The organism is Cryobacterium sp. TMB1-7 (assembly GCF_004402435.1).
Taxonomy (GTDB): Bacteria; Actinomycetota; Actinomycetes; order Actinomycetales; family Microbacteriaceae; genus Cryobacterium; species Cryobacterium zongtaii.
Genome location: NZ_SOFZ01000010.1, coordinates 21842 through 41867, shown reverse-complemented (window position 1 = coordinate 41867; position 20026 = coordinate 21842). Strand labels below are relative to the sequence as shown.

The following is a 20026-nucleotide window of genomic DNA, read 5'->3' as shown; positions in this document are numbered from 1 at the left end:
ACAAGACGTATAAGAGGGCGGTACCGGCGGTAATGGCGAAACTGTATTTCCGATACGGGGCGATGAACAGCGGCAAGAGCACCTCGATGCTCCAGGCCGCCTACAACTATGAGGAGCGCGGCCACCGGGTGTTGCTGGCCAAGCCGTCGGTCGACACCAAGGGCGACCGCGGCATCCTCTCCCGCCTGGGCGTCACCCGCGGCGTCGACTTTCTGCTCACCCCCGAGACGGATGCCTACGCCCTGTTCCAGCAGCACCGGCGCGAGACCGAGGCAACCACAGGGCTCGACGTCAGCGCCCTGCTCGTCGACGAGGCACAGTTCCTCACCGAAACCCAGGTCGACGACCTGCTGCGCATCGCGATCCTCGAGAACATCCCGGTGCTCGCCTACGGCATCCGCACCGACTTCCAGACCGTGGCCTTCCCGGGCAGCCGCCGGCTGCTCGAGGTGTCGCACAGCCTCGAAGAACTCAAAACCATCTGCCGGTGCGGTCGCAAGGCCGTCTTCAACGGGCGCAAGGTCGACGGCGCGTTCGTCTTCGACGGCGACCAGGTAGCAATCGACGGCGTCGAGGTGACCTACGAGTCGCTCTGCGGCTCCTGCTACCTCGAGGAGAGCCACGGCGTGCTCAACAACCGACGCCGGGAACCGGCGGAGCGAGGGCGCTCAATCGGCGTGGATTCGCACGAAGCGAGTCCGGCCACCGAGAGCGCCCCAGCTTGCCCCCCGGCAAGTTCCCCATCATCACCCTAGGGAAGCATCCGCGGCGGCAAAAGCCGTCATTTATCAGGGCACTCGATTCCGCACGGCAGAAGAGGCAGATATGCACAGGTTCCGCGTTGCGCTGATCGACGACCACGAGATCGTGGCGCGCGGGTTCGCCGGCCTGTTCGCCACCCTGCCCGAGATCGAGGTGGTGGCCACCGTCGCCACGGTCGCCGAGCTGCTGGCCGAGGTGGGGGAGACCCCGGTCGACCTGGTGATCCTCGACCTGCGCCTCTCCGACGGCTCCACCGTCACCGGCAACGTCGACCGGCTGCGGGCCACCGGCGCGGCCGTGCTCGCGTTCACCGGCGGTGACGACGCGGGTCTCATGCGCGCCGCCGCCCGCAGCGGTGTGCTCGGCGTGGTGCGCAAGTCCGAACCCACCGACGTGCTGCTCGACGCGGTCACCCGGGCAGCGGCCGGCGACACCATCGCCTCCACCGAGTGGGCGGCAGCGCTGGATGGCGACCCCGACCTCTCCGATGCCGGCCTGAGCCCCCGCGAGCGGGAGGTGCTCTCGCTCTACGCCGCCGGTGCCAAGGCCCCGCTGGTGGCCTCGCACACCGGACTGTCCGAGCTCACCGTGGTCGACTACATCCGCCGGGTGCGCTCGAAGTACGAGAGGGTCGGCCGGCCGGCGAACACCAAAATCGACCTGTACAAGCGTGCGCTGGAGGACGGCATCCTGCCGGTGCCCGGCCGCTCATGACCGCGCTGACGGGCAGCCCCGGCACGCTGCAGGCCACCGACCCGACCGTCCCGATTCCCATGGTCGCCGAGCGACCGGCCCACACGGCCACCGCCAACCTCACCCGGCTGCTCTGCATCGCCGTGGCGGCCGCGGCCGGCATCTTCGGCCTGCTCTCACTGCCGTCGTTCCTGGCGCAGGCCTGGCCGAACTCCGCGTTGGCTGCGGCCGCCTGGGCCGCGTCGTTCGGCCTGCCGATCGCCCTGGGCCTGACCGCCCGGTGGGGATCGGCGCGCATCCTGCGGGGCATTGTCGCAGCCGAGGCGCTCAGCTTCGTCGGGATCCTCGGATTCTGGCTCATCGTGCGCAGCACACCGCTGCCCGCCGGCGCCGACATCCCCTGGGTGATCACCTTCACCGGGGTGCCTTGCGTGGCCGTGGCCATCTTCGCCCAACCCCGTCTGGTGTGGGCGTTCACGGTGCTCACCTCCACGCTCAGCGGTTTTGTGCGCTTCACCACTTCCGCCGAGGCCGACCCGGCCCTCATCGGCCTGGCCGACGGCCTGTACTCGCTGCTGCTGGTCAGCGTGTTCGTCGCGTTCACCCTGGCCGCCCGACGCGCCTCGGCCCGCGTCGACGAGGCCACCCTGCTCACCCGGCAGGCCGAGGCGCACCGGGCCGCGCGGGTGGCCCGCCGGCAGGAGCGACTGAGCATCGACGCGCTGGTGCACGACAGTGTCATTTCCACCCTGCTGATGGCGGGCCTGGGCCGCACCCCGCCGTCCGTGGTTTCCGGCCACGCGTCCAAGACCCTCACCCAGCTCGATGCGCTGCGCGCCCCGCCGCCGCAGCCGGTGCTGCTGGTCTCCGACGCCGCCGCCCGCATCGGCACGCTCGCCAATCAAATCGCCCCGGCTGCCGTGGTGCAGGTCGACAACCCGGCCCGCGCCGGCCAGGAAGCGGGCATCGAACGCACCGTACCGTCGGCGGCCGTGACGGCCATCCTCGGCGCGGTCGGCGAGGCCCTGCGCAACTCGGTCAACTCGGCCGCGGGGCAGGACCCCGCCCGGACGGTGCACCGCCGTGTCACGGTGCTCTCCACCACCGACGGCTTCCAGGTCACCGTCAGCGACGACGGCGTCGGCTTCGACCCGGCCCAGGTGCCGCCCGAGCGGCTGGGCATCGCCGAGTCCATCCTGGGCCGCATGTCCCGGTTGCCCGACGGCGCCGCCCACGTGCGCTCCACCCCAGGCCGCGGCACCGACGTAGTGGTGGCCTGGGCCCCCGACCGCGAGCCCGCGAATCGCGCGCCAATTTACCCAACGCCACCCCAATCGGTCGAGCCTGTCGAGACCCCATCGATCGAGCCCCATCCGTCGGTCGAGCCTGTCGAGACCCCCACCTTCCTCTCCAGCTCCCTCGACCTCACCACCCCCATGGCCCGCCTCATCCTGGCCCTCTTCGTCTTCGTCCACGGCCTGCTCGCCGTCATCAACATCGTCCCCGGCCGGCCGCTGGCCCTGATGCTCGGCGCCTACGTCGCGATCGTGCTCTCCGCCATTACCCTGATGCGCCCCATGAACCGCCCCTTCCCCCGCACGCAGGTGGCCGTGGCCCTCACCCTCAGCGGCGTCGGCGCCATTTTGATGTTCGGCTACCTGCCCGCCCACGACGAGGCTCCGTTCGCGCACTGGCACCTCGGCGCGATCACCCTGATCCTGGTGGTGCTCGCCGCCCGCGGCCAGATCCGGTCGGCCTGGATGGGCTACGCGGTGCTGGCCCTTCTCACGGTGGGCTGGGCGGTCGAGACCGGCCAGTCGGCCATGGTCGGGGTGGACCTGGTCAGTCGGCACGCCGGTACTCTGCTCGCCGGCAGCCTCTTCGTCGTCGGGCTCGGCCGCTCCGAACGTGACCTGCGGGTGCTCACTCAAGACGACCTGGCCCGCGCCCGGCAAGACGCCACCACCGTGGCGGCCATCCGTGAGCGCAAGGCCCAGCTCCGCCGGGTCAACGCCCTCGCCCGGCCCACCCTGCTGCGCCTCGCCGAGCCACACGCCCTCACCGCGGAGGAGCGCGCCCAGTGCCTGCTCGTCGAGGCCAGCCTCCGCGACGCCATCCGCGGCCGCTGCCTGTTCGTGCCCCCGGTCGTCCACGCCGTCCAGGCGGCCCGGCTGCGCGGCGTGGAGGTCACCGTGCTCGACGACAGCGCCGACACCCCGCCCGAGCAGCTCGAGACCCTCGCCCGCACCGTCGTCGACGCGCTCGACACCATCGAACACGGCCGCGTCACCGTACGTGTGCTGCCGGCCGGCCGAGCGGATGTGGCCACCCTCGTGATCGAGTCCGGCACCCACCGCATCCTGGGCGTCGGCCCCGACGGCACCGTGCGGACCCCCGAGTAGCCGGGCCACCCTCGTGCGGGGGACCGCTGTCACGGCGGCCACCCTCCGTGACGCTCTGTGCCCACACCTCCCGTTCGAGGGTCATTTTGCGCCGCAGATGTGCAAAGATGACTTCGGGGATAATGCAATACGAGCGGTTCCTCTCGACGAGTACATACCGAAGGAACGCGCGTGGAACTAAAGGACTATCTCAGGATCTTCCACAAGAGTTGGATCCTCATCCTGGCTCTGACCCTGTTTGGTGTCGCTGCGGCGGCTATGGCGGCCATTGCGACTACTCCCACCTACGTCGCCAGCACACAACTTTATGTCTCTGTGAAGTCCTCGGGAGAAGCCGGAAGTGGCGAGCTCGTTGCCGGTACAAGCTTCGCCCGCCAGGCGGTCACGTCTTACGTCGATGTGGTGAACAGTGCCATCGTGCTGGATCAAGTGATCACCGACCTCGACCTTGAACTCACGGCAGCCCAGCTCGCGGGAATGGTCGAATCATCGTCTCCGCTAAATACAGTCCTGATTGACGTTTCCGTCACCAATGACGATCCGGAACTCGCTGCCAAGATCGCCAATTCCGTCGGTGAGAACTTCAGCAAGATCGTGGTCGACGAGCTGGAGAAGCCGGACGGCGAGGCGGTAAGCCCAGTGAAAATTGCGACGATCCAGCCCGCGCTCGTTCCCGGATCTCCAGCCAGCCCGAACGTCCCGCTGAACATCGCCCTCGGGTTGCTCGTAGGTCTGGCGCTGGGCATCGGTCTTGCCGTGTTGCGCAGTGTTCTTGACACTCGCATTCACAGTTTGCACGACATCGACCTCGTCACGGATGCCCCGATGCTTGGTGGCATCACGAACGACCCCGATGCGCGTATCCGGCCGCTGGTCGTCCACTCTGACCCCAAGAACCCTCGTGCGGAGTCTTTCCGCAGCCTGCGCACGAACTTGCAGTTCGTCAATATCGAAGGCGGCCCTCGCAGCTTCGTGGTCACCAGCTCCATCCCGGGTGAGGGCAAGAGCACCACCACCGCCAACCTCGCTATCGCTCTGGCCGAGACCGGGGCCCGTGTGGCTCTCGTCGACGGCGACCTTCGGCTGCCTCGTGTTGCCGAGTACATGGGCATCGAGGGTGGGGTAGGCCTCACAGACGTACTCATCGGCCGGGCCGAACTCGGCGACGTGATGCAAAAATGGGGCAAGAACAAGTTGTTTGTTCTACCCAGCGGGCGCGTACCCCCAAACCCAAGCGAGCTGCTCGGTTCGGCTGCCATGGCCAATTTGCTTGCGGTGCTCACTGACGAGTTTGACGTTGTGCTCATCGACGCGCCGCCCTTGCTCCTGGTGACGGATGCGGCCGTACTGAGCAAGCTCTGCGGTGGCGCGATCATGGTCGTAGCTTCAGGGCGCACCAAGCGCAACGAGCTGGCCAGTGCGCTGAAGGCTCTCGAGCGCGCCGGTAGCCGACTTGTGGGCATGGTCATCACGATGCTCCCCACCAAAGGCCCCGATTCCTACGGTTACGGCCAGTACAGCTATGGCACGGCCCTTGAGGAAGAGAAAGCCGTGGAGGTGCGCGACGTGCCCGGCCGTCGCAGGTTCGGCAAGACGCGACGGAGAACTGCGTAATGGCTAAGTTCACGATCCTCACGGTGTGCTCCGGAAACATCTGCCGGTCACCGCTCGCCGAGCAGTTACTCCGCGTCGGTTTGGCGCCGTGGCCCGAGGTCACGCTCGGCAGTGCCGGAACAATCGGCCTTGCCGGTCACGCGATGCCCCATAAAGCCGCCGACCTGTCCCGGCATTACGGCGGCGATCCCACGGCGCACGTTGCACGAGTTCTAACAGCGGAGCATCTCAGTGAGGCTGACCTCGTCTTCGCCATGTCGAGGGAGCATCGACGGGCGATCGTGGAACTCCTTCCGCGGGCAATTCGGTATACCTTCACCATTCGTGAATTCGCGAGACTTATCAATGGGGTCACCGACGAAGACCTCGACGAGGCCGCGGCGCTGCAATTGCACGACGTTGTCGGTCGCTTCTCCACACTGGTTGGTTTGGCGGCGTCACAGCGCGGGGGAGTGAAGCCGCCCGATTCTCCCGACGATGATGACGTAGTCGACCCTTACCGCCGCAGCGATGAGGTCTATGCCGAATCAGCCCGCCAGCTTGTCCCTGCTGTGAACGATGTCGTGTCACTGTTCCACAGATCTACCAGAGTTCTTCAGCCCTAGGGGGGCACCATGGGCGCAAGCAAACCCAGCAGCCGCAAGAACCGCAACAACCGCACCCGCCGACGCCTTCTTATCGCCGGCCTTGCCGTCTTCCTTCTTGTCGACGCCGGCCTGGTCGCCTTTGCGCTGACGGCTCCCAAGCCAGCGGCCAGCGCAGGAACGGTGGCGGCTGTGCCGACCGCTACCCTCTCACCGGTCGAAACCCCCGAGGCCACGCCGGCCCCGGAAGTCGAGCCTGTCGAGGCCATGGCCACAGCGACAGTCGTCCCAACCCGAATCCTTGGCGCACTTGACGAGTCAACAGCTTGGCGCGCTCTAACCGGCACCTGCCCTTCCACCTCGGCTAATCTCGAACTCACCACGGATTCAGGTGCGACTTGGGAGAGCTTCAACGCTTCGACTGAAACGGGCGCGTCGTCCGTATTGGCGATCAATGTTGCCGATGATTCAGAGGTGTCACTGGTGACCCTCGACGCGGCTGACTGTGGACCCCAACTCGTCACAACATTCGTCGCGGGCAACGCGTGGAAGTCATACCCAGATCGCGTCGCGGCGGAGTGGTACGTCAACCCGGCCACTTCAAACACAGCGCATACCCCCGCCGGTGATGTGGCGGCTCCGTGCGTTTCCGTGGCCGCGATCGCGGTCGCAGACAGCTCCACTGCTGCCGTCCTATGCATCGACGCTTCCGTATTCACGACCCAGGACTCTGGCGCTACATGGTCTGCCCCTTCGAACGTTCCGGGCGCGGCGGCCATTGCGGGGACGAACGAGGGATTCCAGGTCGCAGTCGCGAATCCGGCGGGTTGCGTCGGTATCTCGCTGGTTAGCGTGTCTCGAGATGGCGCCCTCGATGACACGTCGCGGCCCTGCGTTGATGCGATTGTCGGCCCGGGTGAGACTGGTCTCTCAGTAGGCGAGGACGGCACACTCTGGCTCTGGGCAGGCGACCGGTTCGCCCGGTCTGCAGATGGCGGTGCGACGTGGGGGTGAACAGCCGCACGTTGAGCTGGCAGCGTGCTTACGCGGCCCGGCTCTTCTTCACAGACCTCGCGGTCATCGTTGGGGCGGTCTTGGGTAGCCAAGTCTTGTGGTTCGGGCCGCGACGCTCGGAACTGCGCATTCCCATCGAGAATATTACCGATTTCACGATCGGCTACACTCTCGTCTCCCTAGGTCTAATCGCGTTCTGGATGTTGGCACTCGAGTACTACGCCACTCGTGATCACAAGACCATTGGAACCGGTAGCACCGAGTACAAACGCATTCTGGACGCAAGCGCTCGGATATTTGGTTTTACAGCGATTATCGTATTCCTGCTCAAAGTGGATTTGGCTCGTGGGTACTTTCTCACGGCACTACCGATCGGGCTCATCTTGTTACTTCTCGGCCGATGGGGATGGCGGCAGTGGCTCGTAAGGCGGCGGCTCGAGGGTCGCTATGTGCACCGGACCATAGTTGTGGGGGAGCGGGACAAATGCGTCCATGTCGTTGTTGGAATCCGCCGAGATATGGCAGCGGGACTTTCAGTAGTTGGAGCCATTTCGGAAAACGGTAAGGTCGCGCAGAATCTTGTCGACGGTGTTCCGGTCCTGGGGGACTTCAGCCAAATTCTCGAGTCGATTGAGCGGGTCGGCGCCGACACAGTTATCTTCACAGGAGCCGATAATTTCGGACCGCGGAGGCTGCGCGAGCTCGGCTGGGAACTTGAAGTGCTCAAGGTCGATCTCATCATGGCGCCGGCACTGACCGACGTAGCAGGCCCACGTATCCATGCACGTCAGGTCTCAGGATTGCCCCTCATCCAGGTTGACTTTCCTTCATTCGAGGGTGCCCGGCATTCCGCAAAACGGGCCTTTGACCTCATAGCCTCTGGTCTAGGTCTCCTGGTTCTGAGTCCTATCTTCTTGTGGATTGTTGTCGCTGTGCGTCGAGACAGCCCCGGCCCGGTCTGGTTTCATCAGGAACGTGTGGGGTTGAACGGCCACGTGTTCAGAATGGTCAAATTTCGCTCGATGGTTGCAGATGCTGAGGCCAAGCTGCCGACTCTGCTGGATCAGTCTGACGGCAACGGCGTGTTGTTCAAACTTAGGGCAGATCCGAGAGTTACCAAGGTTGGGTCGGTGCTGCGTCGCTACAGCCTTGATGAGCTCCCGCAGCTTATCAACGTGTTCCGAGGTGACATGGCACTTGTGGGGCCGCGCCCTCCTCTCGCTCGCGAGGTCGAGTCTTACGACGGTTCGGCACGTCGACGATTGCTCGTTAAACCAGGCATCACGGGGCTTTGGCAAGTTAGCGGACGTTCAGACCTCTCTTGGGAGGACAGCATCAGACTCGATTTGTATTACGTCGAGAACTGGTCTCCGACCGGGGACGTGATCATCCTCTACCGCACTATCCGAGCGATCCTTCGGCCAGCTGGAGCGTATTGACTTTTCTGTACCAATTTTCTGCGCTAGCAGCGACCACCCGCGAAAAGTGCGAGCACCAGAACCAATAGATATGAGCCAGTTTTGAAGTCAAACACAATACAACAGGCAGAGCGAGCCGAGATGCAGCGCGTTGGCCCCGTCGAGTTCGCAGTCAGCGACCCCCAGCTTGCCTGCCGACGAATTCTCGATTTGGTCCGAGAAGGGCAAGGTCGGCACGTGCATCTCGCCAATGCCTACACGATCGCGCTTGCCGACAAGTCAGCCGCCTATCGACAGGTTCTGGCCACGCCCGCAGTGAATTTTCCCGACGGCAAACCCATCGGATGGGTATCGCGTTTGAGGCGGCAGTCACCCAGGCTTAGACAGGTCCGCGGTCCGCAGCTGTTTCTAGATGTTTTCGATCAGGGCCGGTCCAGGGGTACGCGGCACTACCTCCTGGGTTCCACTCCAGATGTACTGGCACGATTGGAGGTCCGACTAGGTGACCTCTTCCCGGGCGTCGAAATAGTCGGCACCGAGAGCCCACATTTTCGTGCCTTGTCAGTGTCGGAGCATGCAGAACAGGATGGTCGGATTCGGGACAGCGGAGCGGACATAGTCTGGGTTGGCCTTGGCACGCCAAAACAAGATTTTGAGGCCATGCGCTTGGCAAATAGCCTTCCGATCGTGGCCATCGCAATCGGTGCCGCTTTCGACTTCGCAGCTGGCACGCTCCGTGAGGCACCCCCTTGGATGACCGCACTCGGTCTTGAGTGGTCCTACCGCTTACTCAGAGAGCCCAAAAGGCTCTGGAGGCGCTACTTATTTGGAAACGCCCGATTCCTAAAGGCGGCGATTTTCGCGCCCACGCGGTTGGAGCAATAAATGCTGCGTCGATTCGTAAACTGGATCATGCGCCGGATCGCTGTGCGTGCCAATGTGACCATCGGTTCTGGGTTCCACGTCGGGCCGGGGTCAACCATCTGGGCGCCTCAATCGCTCGCCATCGGTAAGGACGTGTACGTCGGGAAGAACGTCACGATTGAGGTCGACGGCAGGATCGGAGACGGCGTACTCTTTGCGAACCTTGCGGGCGTCGTTGGGCGAACTGACCATGACCTTCATGACCTGGGTTCCAGTGTCAGACGCAGTCGATGGGTTGGTGATTTTCCGGTGTCATTGAGCCGCGAGACGGTTATTGGCTCGGATGTGTGGCTCGGGTACGGCGCCATAGTTCTATCCGGGGTATCTGTAGGCGATAGCTCAATCATCGGCTCCGGAGCGCTAGTAATGGGGGATGTCCCCGCCAACTCCATAGTTGTCGGCAATCCGGCAAGGGTTGTAGGGCAACGATTTAGCGAGGACGATCTTGCCCTTCACTGGGCAGCGCTGACTGCGACCGGCCATCGAATTCTCGTTGGGCAAGCAAAGGATGAGTCTTGAGGATCGCAATCATTCACCCGTGGCTGCCGCAGTATCGAAAGCGCTTTTTCGAGCTGCTGGTCCACGAGGCAGGTCTAAAAGGAGTCGAGGTGCACGTCTACTACGGCGAAACTCCGAGGGAATGGCGCGCCAGAAATGACTCAGTCTCGTCCCCGTCGGCCCGGCTCTTGAGGACTTGGTTTTTTTCGATCCGGGGACGGGACGTTTCATTCAAGGACTTACGACCCGTTCGAACTGGCGGACCGTATGACTTAATTATTGCCGAGCAGGCTGTCCGAAATATCGAAACATATCTTCTCGTCGCTGGGCGGCGCAAGACACCGGTCGCTTTCTGGGGTCATGGGCGCACTTTCACGGTTCGCGTGAGCCGTAACCAGGAAAACCTAAAGCAATGGCTGACACGACGTGGGCTCTGGTTTCTCGCCTATACAAAGGGCGGCGCACAAGCCGTCGTGGAGGCAGGATTTCCAAGTGATCGTGTGACTGTTGTTCAGAACTCAATCGACACAACAGTGTTGAAACAATCGATCGAAGACATGCGGGTCGACGAAATTAGTGCGTTCAATAGCTCCCACGATTTGAAAGGCAAAACGGCCCTTTTCGTCGGGGGTTTGGACGCGTCCAAACGAATTCAGTTCCTCCTAGAAGCCGGAGAAATCGCACACACATTGGACAGTGACTTCCGGCTCATCATCGCAGGAGATGGCGATGAGCGGGACGTCGTCGAGCGTTTTCAGATCGAACGACCATGGTTGATCTTTTTGGGACCAGTTTTTGGGTCCTCCAAGGCAGTCGCAATGGCGGCTTCACAAGCGATGGCGATGCCCGGTCGAGTTGGCCTCGTAGCCGTTGACGCCTTCGCCGCCCGACTGCCAGTTATAACGACTGACTGGCCGTGGCACGCACCAGAATTCGAGTATCTAGAAGACGGGGTGAACGCTGTTGTGACGAAGGACGACACGCACGCTTACGCGACCGGACTTGATGCGGTTTTTCGGGACCACGCCCTGCTGCTTTCCCTGAAGGCCAATTGCGGGTTGGCGGGCGAGGCATACAGCGTCGAGGTCATGGTTCAGAACTTCCTGCACGGAATTTGCCGGGCTTTGGAGGTGGGCCGCCGATGAATTTTAGTGTGCTGATGGCTTGCCACAATAGGAAGCCTCTCACCGTCCGCGCGATCGACCGCGCGCAGGACGCGGCGGACTTCGCTGGAATTCAGATCTCGTTCACGGTCTTTGACGACGGTTCCACAGATGGAACGGGCGCGGCGCTCGAGGCGATGCCTCAATCCATCCAGATCTTGCGCGGAGACGGAAGTGCATTTTGGGCGAAGAGCATGGCCGCTGCTGAGGCCGTGACGCTGAGGTCCTCTGAGACTTCGACAGACAGCTTCCTGCTTTGGCTGAATGACGATGTCGAACTTGATCGCGACGCGCTCCTTTTGCTAACTGATGCCATTGCTCGGAATCCCGGAGCCGTGATTGTAGGGGCCATGCGAGACCCGCGGTCTGGTGACGTGACCTACTCCGGGCTGACAAGAAGTGGGAGACATCCGTTAAAGTTCTCGGCAATAATCCCTCGGGACGCCTGCCAGTCGGCTGACACATTCAATGGCAACCTTGTTGTTGTTCCGCATGAAACGGCGCGCCAAATTGGCGGGATCGACGGTGAGTTCTCCCATGCTTTCGCGGATATTGACTACGGGTTGCGAGCCGCGCGTCTCGACATTCCCATTATCCTGGCGCCCGGGACTTACGGTGCATGCACCCGCAACGCTATTCCACCTCGCGGGCCGGCACGGGCTGATTGGGCTACTTTCCGGGGCCCAAAGGGCGGAGGCAACTACCCGTCGCTGCGGCGGATTCTCGAAAAGAGCCATAAACGTTCGTGGAGATTGGTCATCGCTACCACCTACGTGCTCTGGTGGGCGCGCAGGATGCAGACCCTTGGTTCTTTGCGATGACTGACAACGGCAATAACCGGGCTTTACGTGGAGATGATAGGCAAGGCGAGAGCAGCACCGTGCGAAAAATAAAAGTCGTTCACCTGCTTGGGGCCCTAAACCCCAGCGGTATGGAACGGATGCTGGTCTCTGGTGCCGAACATTTCGCGCGCCATGGGGTTGAGGCTTTAGTAGTCGGCCAGGGTGAAACCCATCCCTATTCGAACGAATTGTGTGCAGCTGGATATGACGTAGTGACCATCCCCTCGGTCCGGACCCTGAAAGGGGCATTAGCGCTCCGCTTGCTCATTAGAAGAACATCCCCGGATGTGCTTCACATACATAGTGAGGGAGGGTACGCGATCTCTAGCCTCTCTGCTGTTTTCTGCTCGAGTGGACCAGCAGTGATTCGTACCGTGCACAACGTGTTTACTCCGCGCGGCCGCACAAGGCTATCGCGGCGGATTCAATCCGCAATTGGAGACGCCGTAGCTCGCTTTCTGGTGGTTCCATCGCCAGATGTTCAGGCAAACGAGGCCCAATTCGGGCGCAAAACCACGCTGATTTACAACTGGGTAGCTGACGACATTGGCGTGACCCAGCAGAATCCCCCGCAGCCAGTTTTAGATGAGACCCAGAGTGCGTTGATTGTGGGCAACTGCTCCGCGATAAAGAATCATGAACTTGTTCTCGGGCTCCTTTTCAATGGTGGCTTTGATCTCTATCACCATGGAGATGAATCTCACGCGAGCGCGGACGAACATGAATGGCTTGAACGGTTTAGCGCTGCCGGACGGCTGCGTTCTCGGGGTAGCGCCGCCCCAACTGAGAGCTTGAAGCAAGCCTCGTTTTTTGTCATGCCGTCCACTCAAGAAGGAATGCCCGTTTCGCTCGCGGAAGCATTGACTGCGGGGCTGCCAGCGTTGGTGAGTGACGTAGCTGGCTTGCGGTGGGCAGGGACAGTCCGTCGAGTTCGCCTAGTTAGCAACGATTTGGATTCTTGGTCGGCAGCGCTCGACAAGACTTCGATTGAGAATCTGCAGATCGAAGCTGGAGATGTTCCCCCCGACTTCAGCGCAGCAAGAGGGGTCGCTGAATACGTTCACTTGTATCGCCAGGCAGCCGACGTTGAAAGCAGTGTGCTCTAGATGCAAACGACCGAATTCCTTCTCAAATCCTTCCCCTTCCCATCGGGTGCTTTCGACGATGAGATGAAGATTCAGGTACACGAGGAAACCTACGTTGGCTCACTCGATCCCGTGGCATCCTTCATCGTTCCAGTACACAATCAAGAGTCGATGATTGTCGGTAATTTAGAACTGATTCGAGAGCACGCAGCACTTAATCACGAGATTGTCGTGATCGCCGACGGTTGCACTGACGGCTCGCTTGAAAAGATCATGGGCTGGTTCGCGACGGTACGAAACCAACCTGCGCGAACAGCGCGTGTTGTTGTCGTGGAGATCCGGGAAGGTGTGTTCGAGACGATCTCCGACTCAATCGGCATCCATCTGTCGTTCGCGCCTCTTATCATCGAGATCCAGGCAGACATGTCGATACAGCACCCTGGATTCGACAAAGAGCTTTTCGACGCGCTCGCACTGAACCCAGATGTCTTTGCGGTTAGCGGCCGCGGGGCCCACAGCCTTTCTCGCCTTCCTCACTTCAGACTTAATTCGACACGCCCGGCGAGAATGATGGCTGCCTTGGGATTGCGCGCTTCCAGGTGGTGGAACGGTCGAAGAGGGGCCTACATTCCCTCCCTGGCGGAGTACCTACTTTCAGACAGTATCGGGCGTGTTGGGGATCTCGTGGACCTCCCGACTCAGTTGACTAAGTCCAGCTGTCTCTACATTCACGAGACAGTGATGCGTGGCCCGCTCGCCTTCTCCCGAGAGAATTACACGTCCCTAGGGGGATTCGATACTGCCGCTTTCTTCCTCGGGAATGACGACCATGACCTGGTACTCAGAGCCTGGATCGAGAAACGTCAACTCGCTGCCTACCTGCCGATAAGATTCGATTCTCCCCTCGAGGCCGGTTCGACAAGAGCGGTCAAGTCGCCGGCTGAGACGCGCAGATTTCAAGCCCTGCAGAGTTACTACGTCGAAGCCGAGAGAGAAAGTGTGCTCTCCCAGCACGGGCCAACCAACCAATCCAGGACGCGATCAATTCGTAAGCTTCCGCGCGTACGGCGTTCGACCCAATGACTCTCGTTGCGCGAGTAATTCGTTCCGGTGCCACCCGGAATTCATGCCTTATGAGCGTGGATGGAGAGTCTTCCTTATGGGTCCTCTAGCCTTGCTTCTCATCGCACCGGTCGCAGTCGTTGCATTGCTGTTGCTCGCAGCCCTCGTGCAGAGACATCCGGCGTATGGCGCGTTCGGTTCCTACATTATGGTGCTCCTCCAATGGGACTTCCCAGTGCAACTGCCGGTAGTGACGCTCGGTGGCAACAATATTTTCTTCCCCGATCTGGTCGCGATCATTCTCACCCTGGTGATGCTCAACAACTGGAGAACACTCCTCAGAAATCTTGGGTGGGTAACCCTGCCATGGGCGCTTTTTGCCCTGTGCATCTCCTTGGGTGTAGTCCGCGGGATCAATGAATTTGGACTGGGTCTCGCTATCAACGAGGGGCGCTCTTTGTTGCTCCCGCTGATTGCGACGGGATGGGCGATGTCCATCGACTGGACGGACGAAAAAACTCGCAGCGTCCTTATCGGGCCCCTTCAGGTGGTCGGCTGGCTCCTAGTGGTTCTGGCCGGATACCACGCTCTTCGATACGGCCTTGGCACAGCCAGCTCGAACTTCATCGATATCGACGGAGTGGCACAATCTGGTCGGGTACTCATGCAGAACCAGGCCCTCGTACTTGGAATAGCCGCCCTTCTCGCCCTCAGACAATGGGATACGACCGGAGACCGCAGGTACCTTCTGACTTTCGTCGTTTTCATCGGTGTTGTTGCAGTCAGTCAGCAGCGCACTGTTTGGTCTGCGGTTGCCGCTGCCCTGGGGGTGTTGATGCTCTTTGGCTGGCCACGCTTAAGGAGAGTGCTACTTCTCGGTGCCGTGGTAGTTGTAGTTACTGTGCTTTTCGCTCCATCGCTTCCCTTGGTGGCAGACATCATGAAGTCTTTCTCGGATCAGACCACGTACGACGCGCGGCTTGCAAGTTGGGCGCAGTTGATTAGTCAATCCGTGGCCAGCGGACCAGTAGCAGTGTGGTTTGGTCAGCCCTTCGGTTCCGGATACGTGCGGTTGGAGCCAAACGGCCTCATTGCAACATTCTCGCCGCACAACTGGTATCTGCTTTTGTTTCTCCGGACTGGGCTAGTTGGCCTCATTGCCTACTCCACTGCTGGTGCCTACGCAATTCTGAAGCTACTTTCCACCCAAAAATCCGCAGCGGCACTTTCGGTGTTGGCTGCAGTAATGGTCTTCTGCTGGTCATATGGCTTTTCGTGGACGTTCTGTATCCCTGCCGGATGGGCTCTGGCGACGGCGTATCGCGCCAAAAGATCGACCGGGAACCTTGAATCGCCACTTCCAGTCCCGCTGACCAGCACATTGGTGGTACGCAAGTGAAGCGAGTACTCGGCAGCAGAACTTCTCTGGGAGACCGGAATCAGATTGATGAAGCGCGCCGGCTGGAAGGCTCGATCGAGCCGTCGTTGGTATCGCGCAGGCTTAGAGGATTGACCAGCCAGGCCATCCAGGTCACGATTGTTCTTGCCATCTCCCAGTTGCTCGTTGCCGTTGCCTACGCCATTGGTGCTCGAGCCACATTACCGTCCGCCCTCGGGATCAGTCTGTCGGCGATCGCGATCGCATCCGTAGCCGCAGCGTTGGTTGACTTCGGACTTAGTGCATTCCTAATTAGAGAAGTCGCCAGTGGCAGGTGCGACAACGCGGCAATGTATTCACGGTTGTGGCAGAGGCTTCTGCTGGCGGGTCTAGTAGGGACAGTCCTTTTCACGGGCGGCTTACTGGTCCTCATCTCCATTGCAGCTGATTGGGGATTTCTCCTTTGGGTGGGACTAATTTTTGCGTCGTCGCTGCTCCTTCAAACTGCGCAAGTGCCCTTACGTGCTCATGGAATGCTGGGGCTTATCTCCATCGCGACAGTTTTAGATCGACTCATTTTCCTTTCCTCAACCTGGGCTCTTATTCTGTTGGGCGTGGGCGGAGAGCTTGCCATCCCGCTTGGACTGGCGGCCGGAATGGGGTTTGACTCGGCTTTCTGTTTCGTCCTAAATATCCGCAAGATTCCCTCGGGACTGAAACCAAGCGGCAGGGTTCGGGTGGGCCCGCCATCACTATGGTTCACTGCGTGGCGAGGCACTCGGGGATACGGAATAGCAGCCGTTCTTGGCTCTGCCCAGCAATTGGATGTGACTATATTGGGATTTTCGGGCGGCGCCGCCGCCGCGGGAGCGTACGGAGCTGTGAGTAGATGGACGACCCCCCTGTTGCTGCCTTCTACTGCTCTCACTCAAGTCGGCATGGCACACGCTCCGAAAGCGAACTCGACTCGACTAGCGCTTCGGGGCTTGCGGCGAGTGGCTTGGATACTGGTGCTTGCAGTGATGGCGAGCCTGTTTGTCGCTGGGTTTGCGGGCACTATCGCGCCAGCGATTCTAGGGACTCAATACGACGATTCGTCCGCGATCTTCACCGTATTGGCGTTGTCGATCATTCCGACGCTCTTTGCCCAGCCACTCTCAATGGTTCTGCAGAGTCGGGGTAGAGAAGGGAAGGTCGCTTGGATTCTTGGACTGGGCCTGTTCCTTCGACTAATAACGTGTCTAATTCTCGGCGCGCAGCTTGGCGGCCTCGCTGCTGCATGGGCCGTAACAATCCAACAAGCTGCAATTCTGCTGATACTGGTTGCTCTGGTGCTCAGGGTCCTCGATATCGAACGCAAGAGTGAAAGAGCGGAGGACTGACCTTGTTTATTATTCTTACTGCTACCGTCACGCCGCAGGTTGACGAACACATACACGTGATCGACCCGGAGCGGCGACGAGAGCAATACCGATCGGCCATTGCAAAGTGGGTGAAGCTTAGCGAAAACCTGGATCTTCAGCCACTTATCGTTGAGAATAGTGGCGAGGACCTTCCACTCCTAATCCGTTCAGCCGTTGGCCATCGAGCTCAACAAATGCGCCATTTGGCTGTATCTCCTCCTCCGCCGCCTGTCGTCTTAATGGGCAAAGGTGCTGCAGAAGCCCAAATGCTGAATGCGGCTATACAATCATTGGGCTCTGTGGATGAACTCGAAATGGTTTTCAAATGCACAGGTCGACTCTTCGTGAAAAATTTCGACCGGTGCGTCACTCAAGCGCCTACTCAACAGAGGACCTTGATTGCGGATATTCCCCGGAAGAACTTCGGTTGGATCGACTCGAGGTTCTTCGGCGCAAGTCTCGGCGTGTGGAATAGCGAACTGCGCGAGGTGGGCGTTACATCAAACGACCGGGAAGGTATCAACTACGAGCACGAACTCGCGACGTCCGTAAACGATTCGGCGGCAAGTCTGAACGTCGCAGTCGAGAACTTCAGAGAAAAACCATGGATCGTTGGACAGTCAGGAACGACGGGGCACCTCTACGGGACGAGCTTCATCGAGACATCTCGGCGCACAATCATTCGGCCTCTCGACCGCCTACGTCGGCATTTGCAGGCCGACTTCACGGGGTACTAACCGTTCACCCGATACGCGGTGACTCGAATTGCGGTTTTGTGGACCCGGGCAGCACAAGAGACCGAACTCAGGAGGCCTCTGACCACGACCATTGTCGGCGAATCATGCGAGATCGGCAGGGTCCACTGGATCTGACGAACAGCTCATTGAGTGAAATGGACCGGCATGGGGTTTTCGCAAAGGCGAGAATTCTCTCTTCGCGTTCACCAGAACATTAACAACAAGGGAACACATTGTGAAAAAAGCACTGATTACGGGAATCACCGGCCAAGACGGGTCGTATCTGGCGGAACTCCTCCTCAGCAAAGGTTATGAAGTTCATGGGCTCATACGACGCGCGTCCACATTCAACACCACGCGGATTGACCATTTGTATGTCGATCCTCATGATCCGTTGGCGAAACTATTCCTTCACTACGGTGATTTGAGCGATGGAAGTCGACTCGTCACTCTCCTCGCAGAAATCCAGCCTGACGAGGTTTACAATCTTGCCGCCCAGTCTCATGTGCGTGTTTCCTTTGACGAGCCGGAGCACACTGGCGACACCACCGGGATGGGTACGATTCGCCTGCTCGAAGCGGTGCGGATGTCGGGCATTGAAACCCGCTTCTATCAGGCGTCATCGTCTGAAATGTTTGGCGCAACGCCTCCGCCCCAGAACGAGGAAACGCCCTTCTATCCGCGCTCTCCTTATGGCGCAGCCAAGGTTTACAGCTATTGGATCACCAAGAACTATCGCGAGGCGTATGACATGTTCGCCGTCAATGGGATCCTCTTCAACCACGAGTCCCCGCGCCGCGGTGAAACCTTCGTGACACGCAAGATCACCCGAGCGGTCGCAGCAATCAAGGCAGGCCAGCAAGACCACGTGTATCTAGGGAACCTGGACTCTATTCGCGACTGGGGGTACGCAGCGGAGTACGTGGAAGGAATGTGGCGAATGCTCCAAGCTGACGATCCTGACGATTTCGTACTTGCCACTGGCGGCAACTTCACGGTGCGTGATTTCGTCGAGACTTCCTTCAGCCACGCCGGCCTGAACTGGGAAGAACATGTCAAATTCGACGAGCGCTACCTGCGTCCCACTGAAGTTGATGCACTTGTCGGTGACGCGTCAAAGGCTGAAGATAGGCTTGGATGGAAAGCTGCAGTCGACACGGCGGAGCTCGCCCGGATCATGGTGGATGCGGACATCCAGGCCCTAGCCTGCCAAGGCAGCCGTTGGATCGACGAAGTGAAACTGGCCAGCTGGGGGACGAAGTAGAGATGAGTTCGGTGGCCTCAGATAATCTGGGTGACGCCCGGGACCAGGTCCAGTTCACACCCCAGCCTTTGGACCGCGCTGCGCCGTTCTATGTCGCCGGCCATCGGGGTCTGGTGGGTTCGGCAATTTGGCGGAGACTTGAAGGAGACGGATTCACGGATCTGCATGGCCGCTCTTCCTCGGAACTGGATCTGAAGGATCGGGACGCCGTGTTCGCCTTTTTCGCGGAGACACGGCCCCGCTACGTCGTGTTGGCCGCGGCCAAGGTGGGCGGCATTTTGGCAAACAGTACCTACCCGGTGGATTTCCTCAGCGACAACCTTCGTATTCAGGTGAACGTCCTTGATGCCGCGCTCGAGTATCGCGTTGATCGCTTACTTTTCCTTGGTTCATCGTGCATCTACCCTCGGATGGCACCCCAACCCATCACGGAGGATTCGCTTCTCACCGGGCATCTTGAACCAACAAATGATGCTTACGCGATTGCGAAGATCGCCGGAATTCTGCAGATTCAGGCGGTTCGGCGCCAGTATGGTTTGCCGTGGATCTCTGCAATGCCGACCAACCTCTACGGTCCAGGCGATAATTTCTCCCCAACCGGGTCGCATGTCCTGCCAGCGCTAATCCGTCGATACGACGAAGCCGCCCAATCCGGCGCAGCGAGTGTCACCAACTGGGGCACTGGAAGTCCTCGACGTGAATTCTTGCATGTGGACGACATGGCAGCGGCTTGTTTGCACCTGCTCGAGCACTACGATGGCCCGACGCAAGTGAACGTTGGTACCGGAAGTGACGTTACGATTAGGGAGATTGCAAACATAATCGCGCGTGTGGTCGGCTTCGGCGGAGAGACCCAGTGGGACTCGACCAAGCCGGACGGCACCCCTCAGAAGCTTCTTGACGTCTCATTGTTGGCAGACGCGGGTTGGTCAGCTGGGATCACTCTAGACGCTGGTCTCCGATCCACGGTCCAGTGGTATCGCGACAATCTTGAGTCCTTGCGGCAGTAGGTATTGGGGTCGCGTTTCCGATCAGTAACCTGATCTGAGACGCGAGACCTGCCGTGTGTGCTCGATTCGTGCAGCGGTGGGAATTCCCCGATCGGGGATGCTGCTGATCGACGCGGGTCGGGCTCCACGTTGTGGAGTTGTCAGATGATGAGGTCCATGTGGCGCTTTACCCC

Annotated in this window: 18 protein-coding genes; all 18 read left to right on the top strand. The window is 60.4% G+C overall.

From position 1 onward, the window contains the following. Positions 1 to 32 precede the first annotated feature (32 nt). The gene (locus E3O60_RS03620; protein WP_134497158.1) at positions 33 to 755 is read left to right on the top strand and encodes a thymidine kinase; all 723 of its coding nucleotides are present in this window, start codon (positions 33 to 35) and stop codon (positions 753 to 755) included. A 70-nt stretch (positions 756 to 825) separates the two neighbouring features. Further along, the gene (locus E3O60_RS03615) at positions 826 to 1476 is read left to right on the top strand and encodes a response regulator transcription factor (protein ID WP_134408091.1); all 651 of its coding nucleotides are present in this window, start codon (positions 826 to 828) and stop codon (positions 1474 to 1476) included. Then, the gene (locus E3O60_RS03610) at positions 1473 to 3857 is read left to right on the top strand and encodes an ATP-binding protein (RefSeq protein WP_134497156.1); all 2385 of its coding nucleotides are present in this window, start codon (positions 1473 to 1475) and stop codon (positions 3855 to 3857) included. The genes E3O60_RS03615 and E3O60_RS03610 overlap by 4 nt, the downstream gene beginning before the upstream one ends. Positions 3858 to 4028: 171 nt before the next feature. After that, positions 4029 to 5471, top strand: coding sequence for a polysaccharide biosynthesis tyrosine autokinase (locus tag E3O60_RS03605; protein WP_134497154.1), 1443 nt, complete (start codon positions 4029 to 4031; stop codon positions 5469 to 5471). After that, complete coding sequence (locus E3O60_RS03600) at positions 5471 to 6076, top strand: low molecular weight phosphatase family protein (RefSeq protein ID WP_134497152.1); 606 nt, start codon at positions 5471 to 5473, stop codon at positions 6074 to 6076. Before E3O60_RS03605 ends, E3O60_RS03600 begins: the two co-directional genes overlap by 1 nt. A gap of 9 nt (positions 6077 to 6085) precedes the next feature. Beyond that, a complete protein-coding gene (locus E3O60_RS03595) occupies positions 6086 to 7069 on the top strand; it encodes a hypothetical protein (protein ID WP_134497150.1) in 984 nt (327 codons plus the stop codon). Beyond that, positions 7060 to 8508 carry a sugar transferase gene (locus E3O60_RS03590; RefSeq protein ID WP_134497148.1) on the top strand — a complete coding sequence of 483 codons (1449 nt, stop codon included), beginning with the start codon at positions 7060 to 7062 and terminating at the stop codon, positions 8506 to 8508. Before E3O60_RS03595 ends, E3O60_RS03590 begins: the two co-directional genes overlap by 10 nt. 120 nt (positions 8509 to 8628) lie before the next feature. Continuing rightward, positions 8629 to 9372 (top strand): WecB/TagA/CpsF family glycosyltransferase, encoded by a 744-nt coding sequence (locus tag E3O60_RS19085; RefSeq protein WP_370448632.1) that lies wholly within the window; start codon positions 8629 to 8631, stop codon positions 9370 to 9372. Then, positions 9373 to 9930: an acyltransferase gene (locus tag E3O60_RS03580; RefSeq protein WP_198415681.1), complete on the top strand. Its 558-nt coding sequence runs from the start codon at positions 9373 to 9375 to the stop codon at positions 9928 to 9930. Then, a complete protein-coding gene (locus E3O60_RS03575) occupies positions 9927 to 11054 on the top strand; it encodes a glycosyltransferase family 4 protein (protein WP_134497145.1) in 1128 nt (375 codons plus the stop codon). Before E3O60_RS03580 ends, E3O60_RS03575 begins: the two co-directional genes overlap by 4 nt. Then, positions 11051 to 11893 carry a glycosyltransferase family 2 protein gene (locus E3O60_RS03570; RefSeq protein WP_134497143.1) on the top strand — a complete coding sequence of 281 codons (843 nt, stop codon included), beginning with the start codon at positions 11051 to 11053 and terminating at the stop codon, positions 11891 to 11893. Before E3O60_RS03575 ends, E3O60_RS03570 begins: the two co-directional genes overlap by 4 nt. After that, positions 11890 to 13020 carry a glycosyltransferase gene (locus E3O60_RS03565; protein WP_134497141.1) on the top strand — a complete coding sequence of 377 codons (1131 nt, stop codon included), beginning with the start codon at positions 11890 to 11892 and terminating at the stop codon, positions 13018 to 13020. The genes E3O60_RS03570 and E3O60_RS03565 overlap by 4 nt, the downstream gene beginning before the upstream one ends. Then, positions 13021 to 14082: a glycosyltransferase family A protein gene (locus tag E3O60_RS03560; protein ID WP_134497139.1), complete on the top strand. Its 1062-nt coding sequence runs from the start codon at positions 13021 to 13023 to the stop codon at positions 14080 to 14082. A gap of 76 nt (positions 14083 to 14158) precedes the next feature. Next, positions 14159 to 15460, top strand: a complete 1302-nt coding sequence (locus tag E3O60_RS03555) for an O-antigen ligase (RefSeq protein ID WP_166788947.1) — start codon at positions 14159 to 14161, stop codon at positions 15458 to 15460. After that, positions 15457 to 16821 (top strand): lipopolysaccharide biosynthesis protein, encoded by a 1365-nt coding sequence (locus E3O60_RS03550; RefSeq protein WP_134497135.1) that lies wholly within the window; start codon positions 15457 to 15459, stop codon positions 16819 to 16821. The genes E3O60_RS03555 and E3O60_RS03550 overlap by 4 nt, the downstream gene beginning before the upstream one ends. A 2-nt stretch (positions 16822 to 16823) precedes the next feature. Continuing rightward, positions 16824 to 17579, top strand: coding sequence for a hypothetical protein (locus tag E3O60_RS03545; RefSeq protein WP_134497133.1), 756 nt, complete (start codon positions 16824 to 16826; stop codon positions 17577 to 17579). A 232-nt stretch (positions 17580 to 17811) separates the two neighbouring features. Then, positions 17812 to 18843 (top strand): GDP-mannose 4,6-dehydratase, encoded by a 1032-nt coding sequence (gene gmd / locus E3O60_RS03540; protein ID WP_134497131.1) that lies wholly within the window; start codon positions 17812 to 17814, stop codon positions 18841 to 18843. A gap of 2 nt (positions 18844 to 18845) precedes the next feature. Next, positions 18846 to 19853 (top strand): GDP-L-fucose synthase, encoded by a 1008-nt coding sequence (locus E3O60_RS03535; RefSeq protein ID WP_134497128.1) that lies wholly within the window; start codon positions 18846 to 18848, stop codon positions 19851 to 19853. The last annotated feature ends 173 nt before the right edge of the window (positions 19854 to 20026 follow it).

Excerpts from the sequence above, each read along its gene's own strand:
- E3O60_RS03620 (WP_134497158.1), top strand. The coding sequence starts at position 33 with ATGGCGAAACTGTATTTCCGATACGGGGCGATGAACAGCGGCAAGAGC.
- E3O60_RS03615 (WP_134408091.1), top strand. The coding sequence starts at position 826 with ATGCACAGGTTCCGCGTTGCGCTGATCGACGACCACGAGATCGTGGCG.
- E3O60_RS03610 (WP_134497156.1), top strand. The coding sequence starts at position 1,473 with ATGACCGCGCTGACGGGCAGCCCCGGCACGCTGCAGGCCACCGACCCG.
- E3O60_RS03600 (WP_134497152.1), top strand. The coding sequence starts at position 5,471 with ATGGCTAAGTTCACGATCCTCACGGTGTGCTCCGGAAACATCTGCCGG.
- E3O60_RS03595 (WP_134497150.1), top strand. The coding sequence starts at position 6,086 with ATGGGCGCAAGCAAACCCAGCAGCCGCAAGAACCGCAACAACCGCACC.
- E3O60_RS19085 (WP_370448632.1), top strand. The coding sequence starts at position 8,629 with ATGCAGCGCGTTGGCCCCGTCGAGTTCGCAGTCAGCGACCCCCAGCTT.
- E3O60_RS03580 (WP_198415681.1), top strand. The coding sequence starts at position 9,373 with ATGCTGCGTCGATTCGTAAACTGGATCATGCGCCGGATCGCTGTGCGT.
- E3O60_RS03570 (WP_134497143.1), top strand. The coding sequence starts at position 11,051 with ATGAATTTTAGTGTGCTGATGGCTTGCCACAATAGGAAGCCTCTCACC.
- E3O60_RS03565 (WP_134497141.1), top strand. The coding sequence starts at position 11,890 with ATGACTGACAACGGCAATAACCGGGCTTTACGTGGAGATGATAGGCAA.
- E3O60_RS03560 (WP_134497139.1), top strand. The coding sequence starts at position 13,021 with ATGCAAACGACCGAATTCCTTCTCAAATCCTTCCCCTTCCCATCGGGT.
- E3O60_RS03555 (WP_166788947.1), top strand. The coding sequence starts at position 14,159 with ATGGGTCCTCTAGCCTTGCTTCTCATCGCACCGGTCGCAGTCGTTGCA.
- E3O60_RS03535 (WP_134497128.1), top strand. The coding sequence starts at position 18,846 with ATGAGTTCGGTGGCCTCAGATAATCTGGGTGACGCCCGGGACCAGGTC.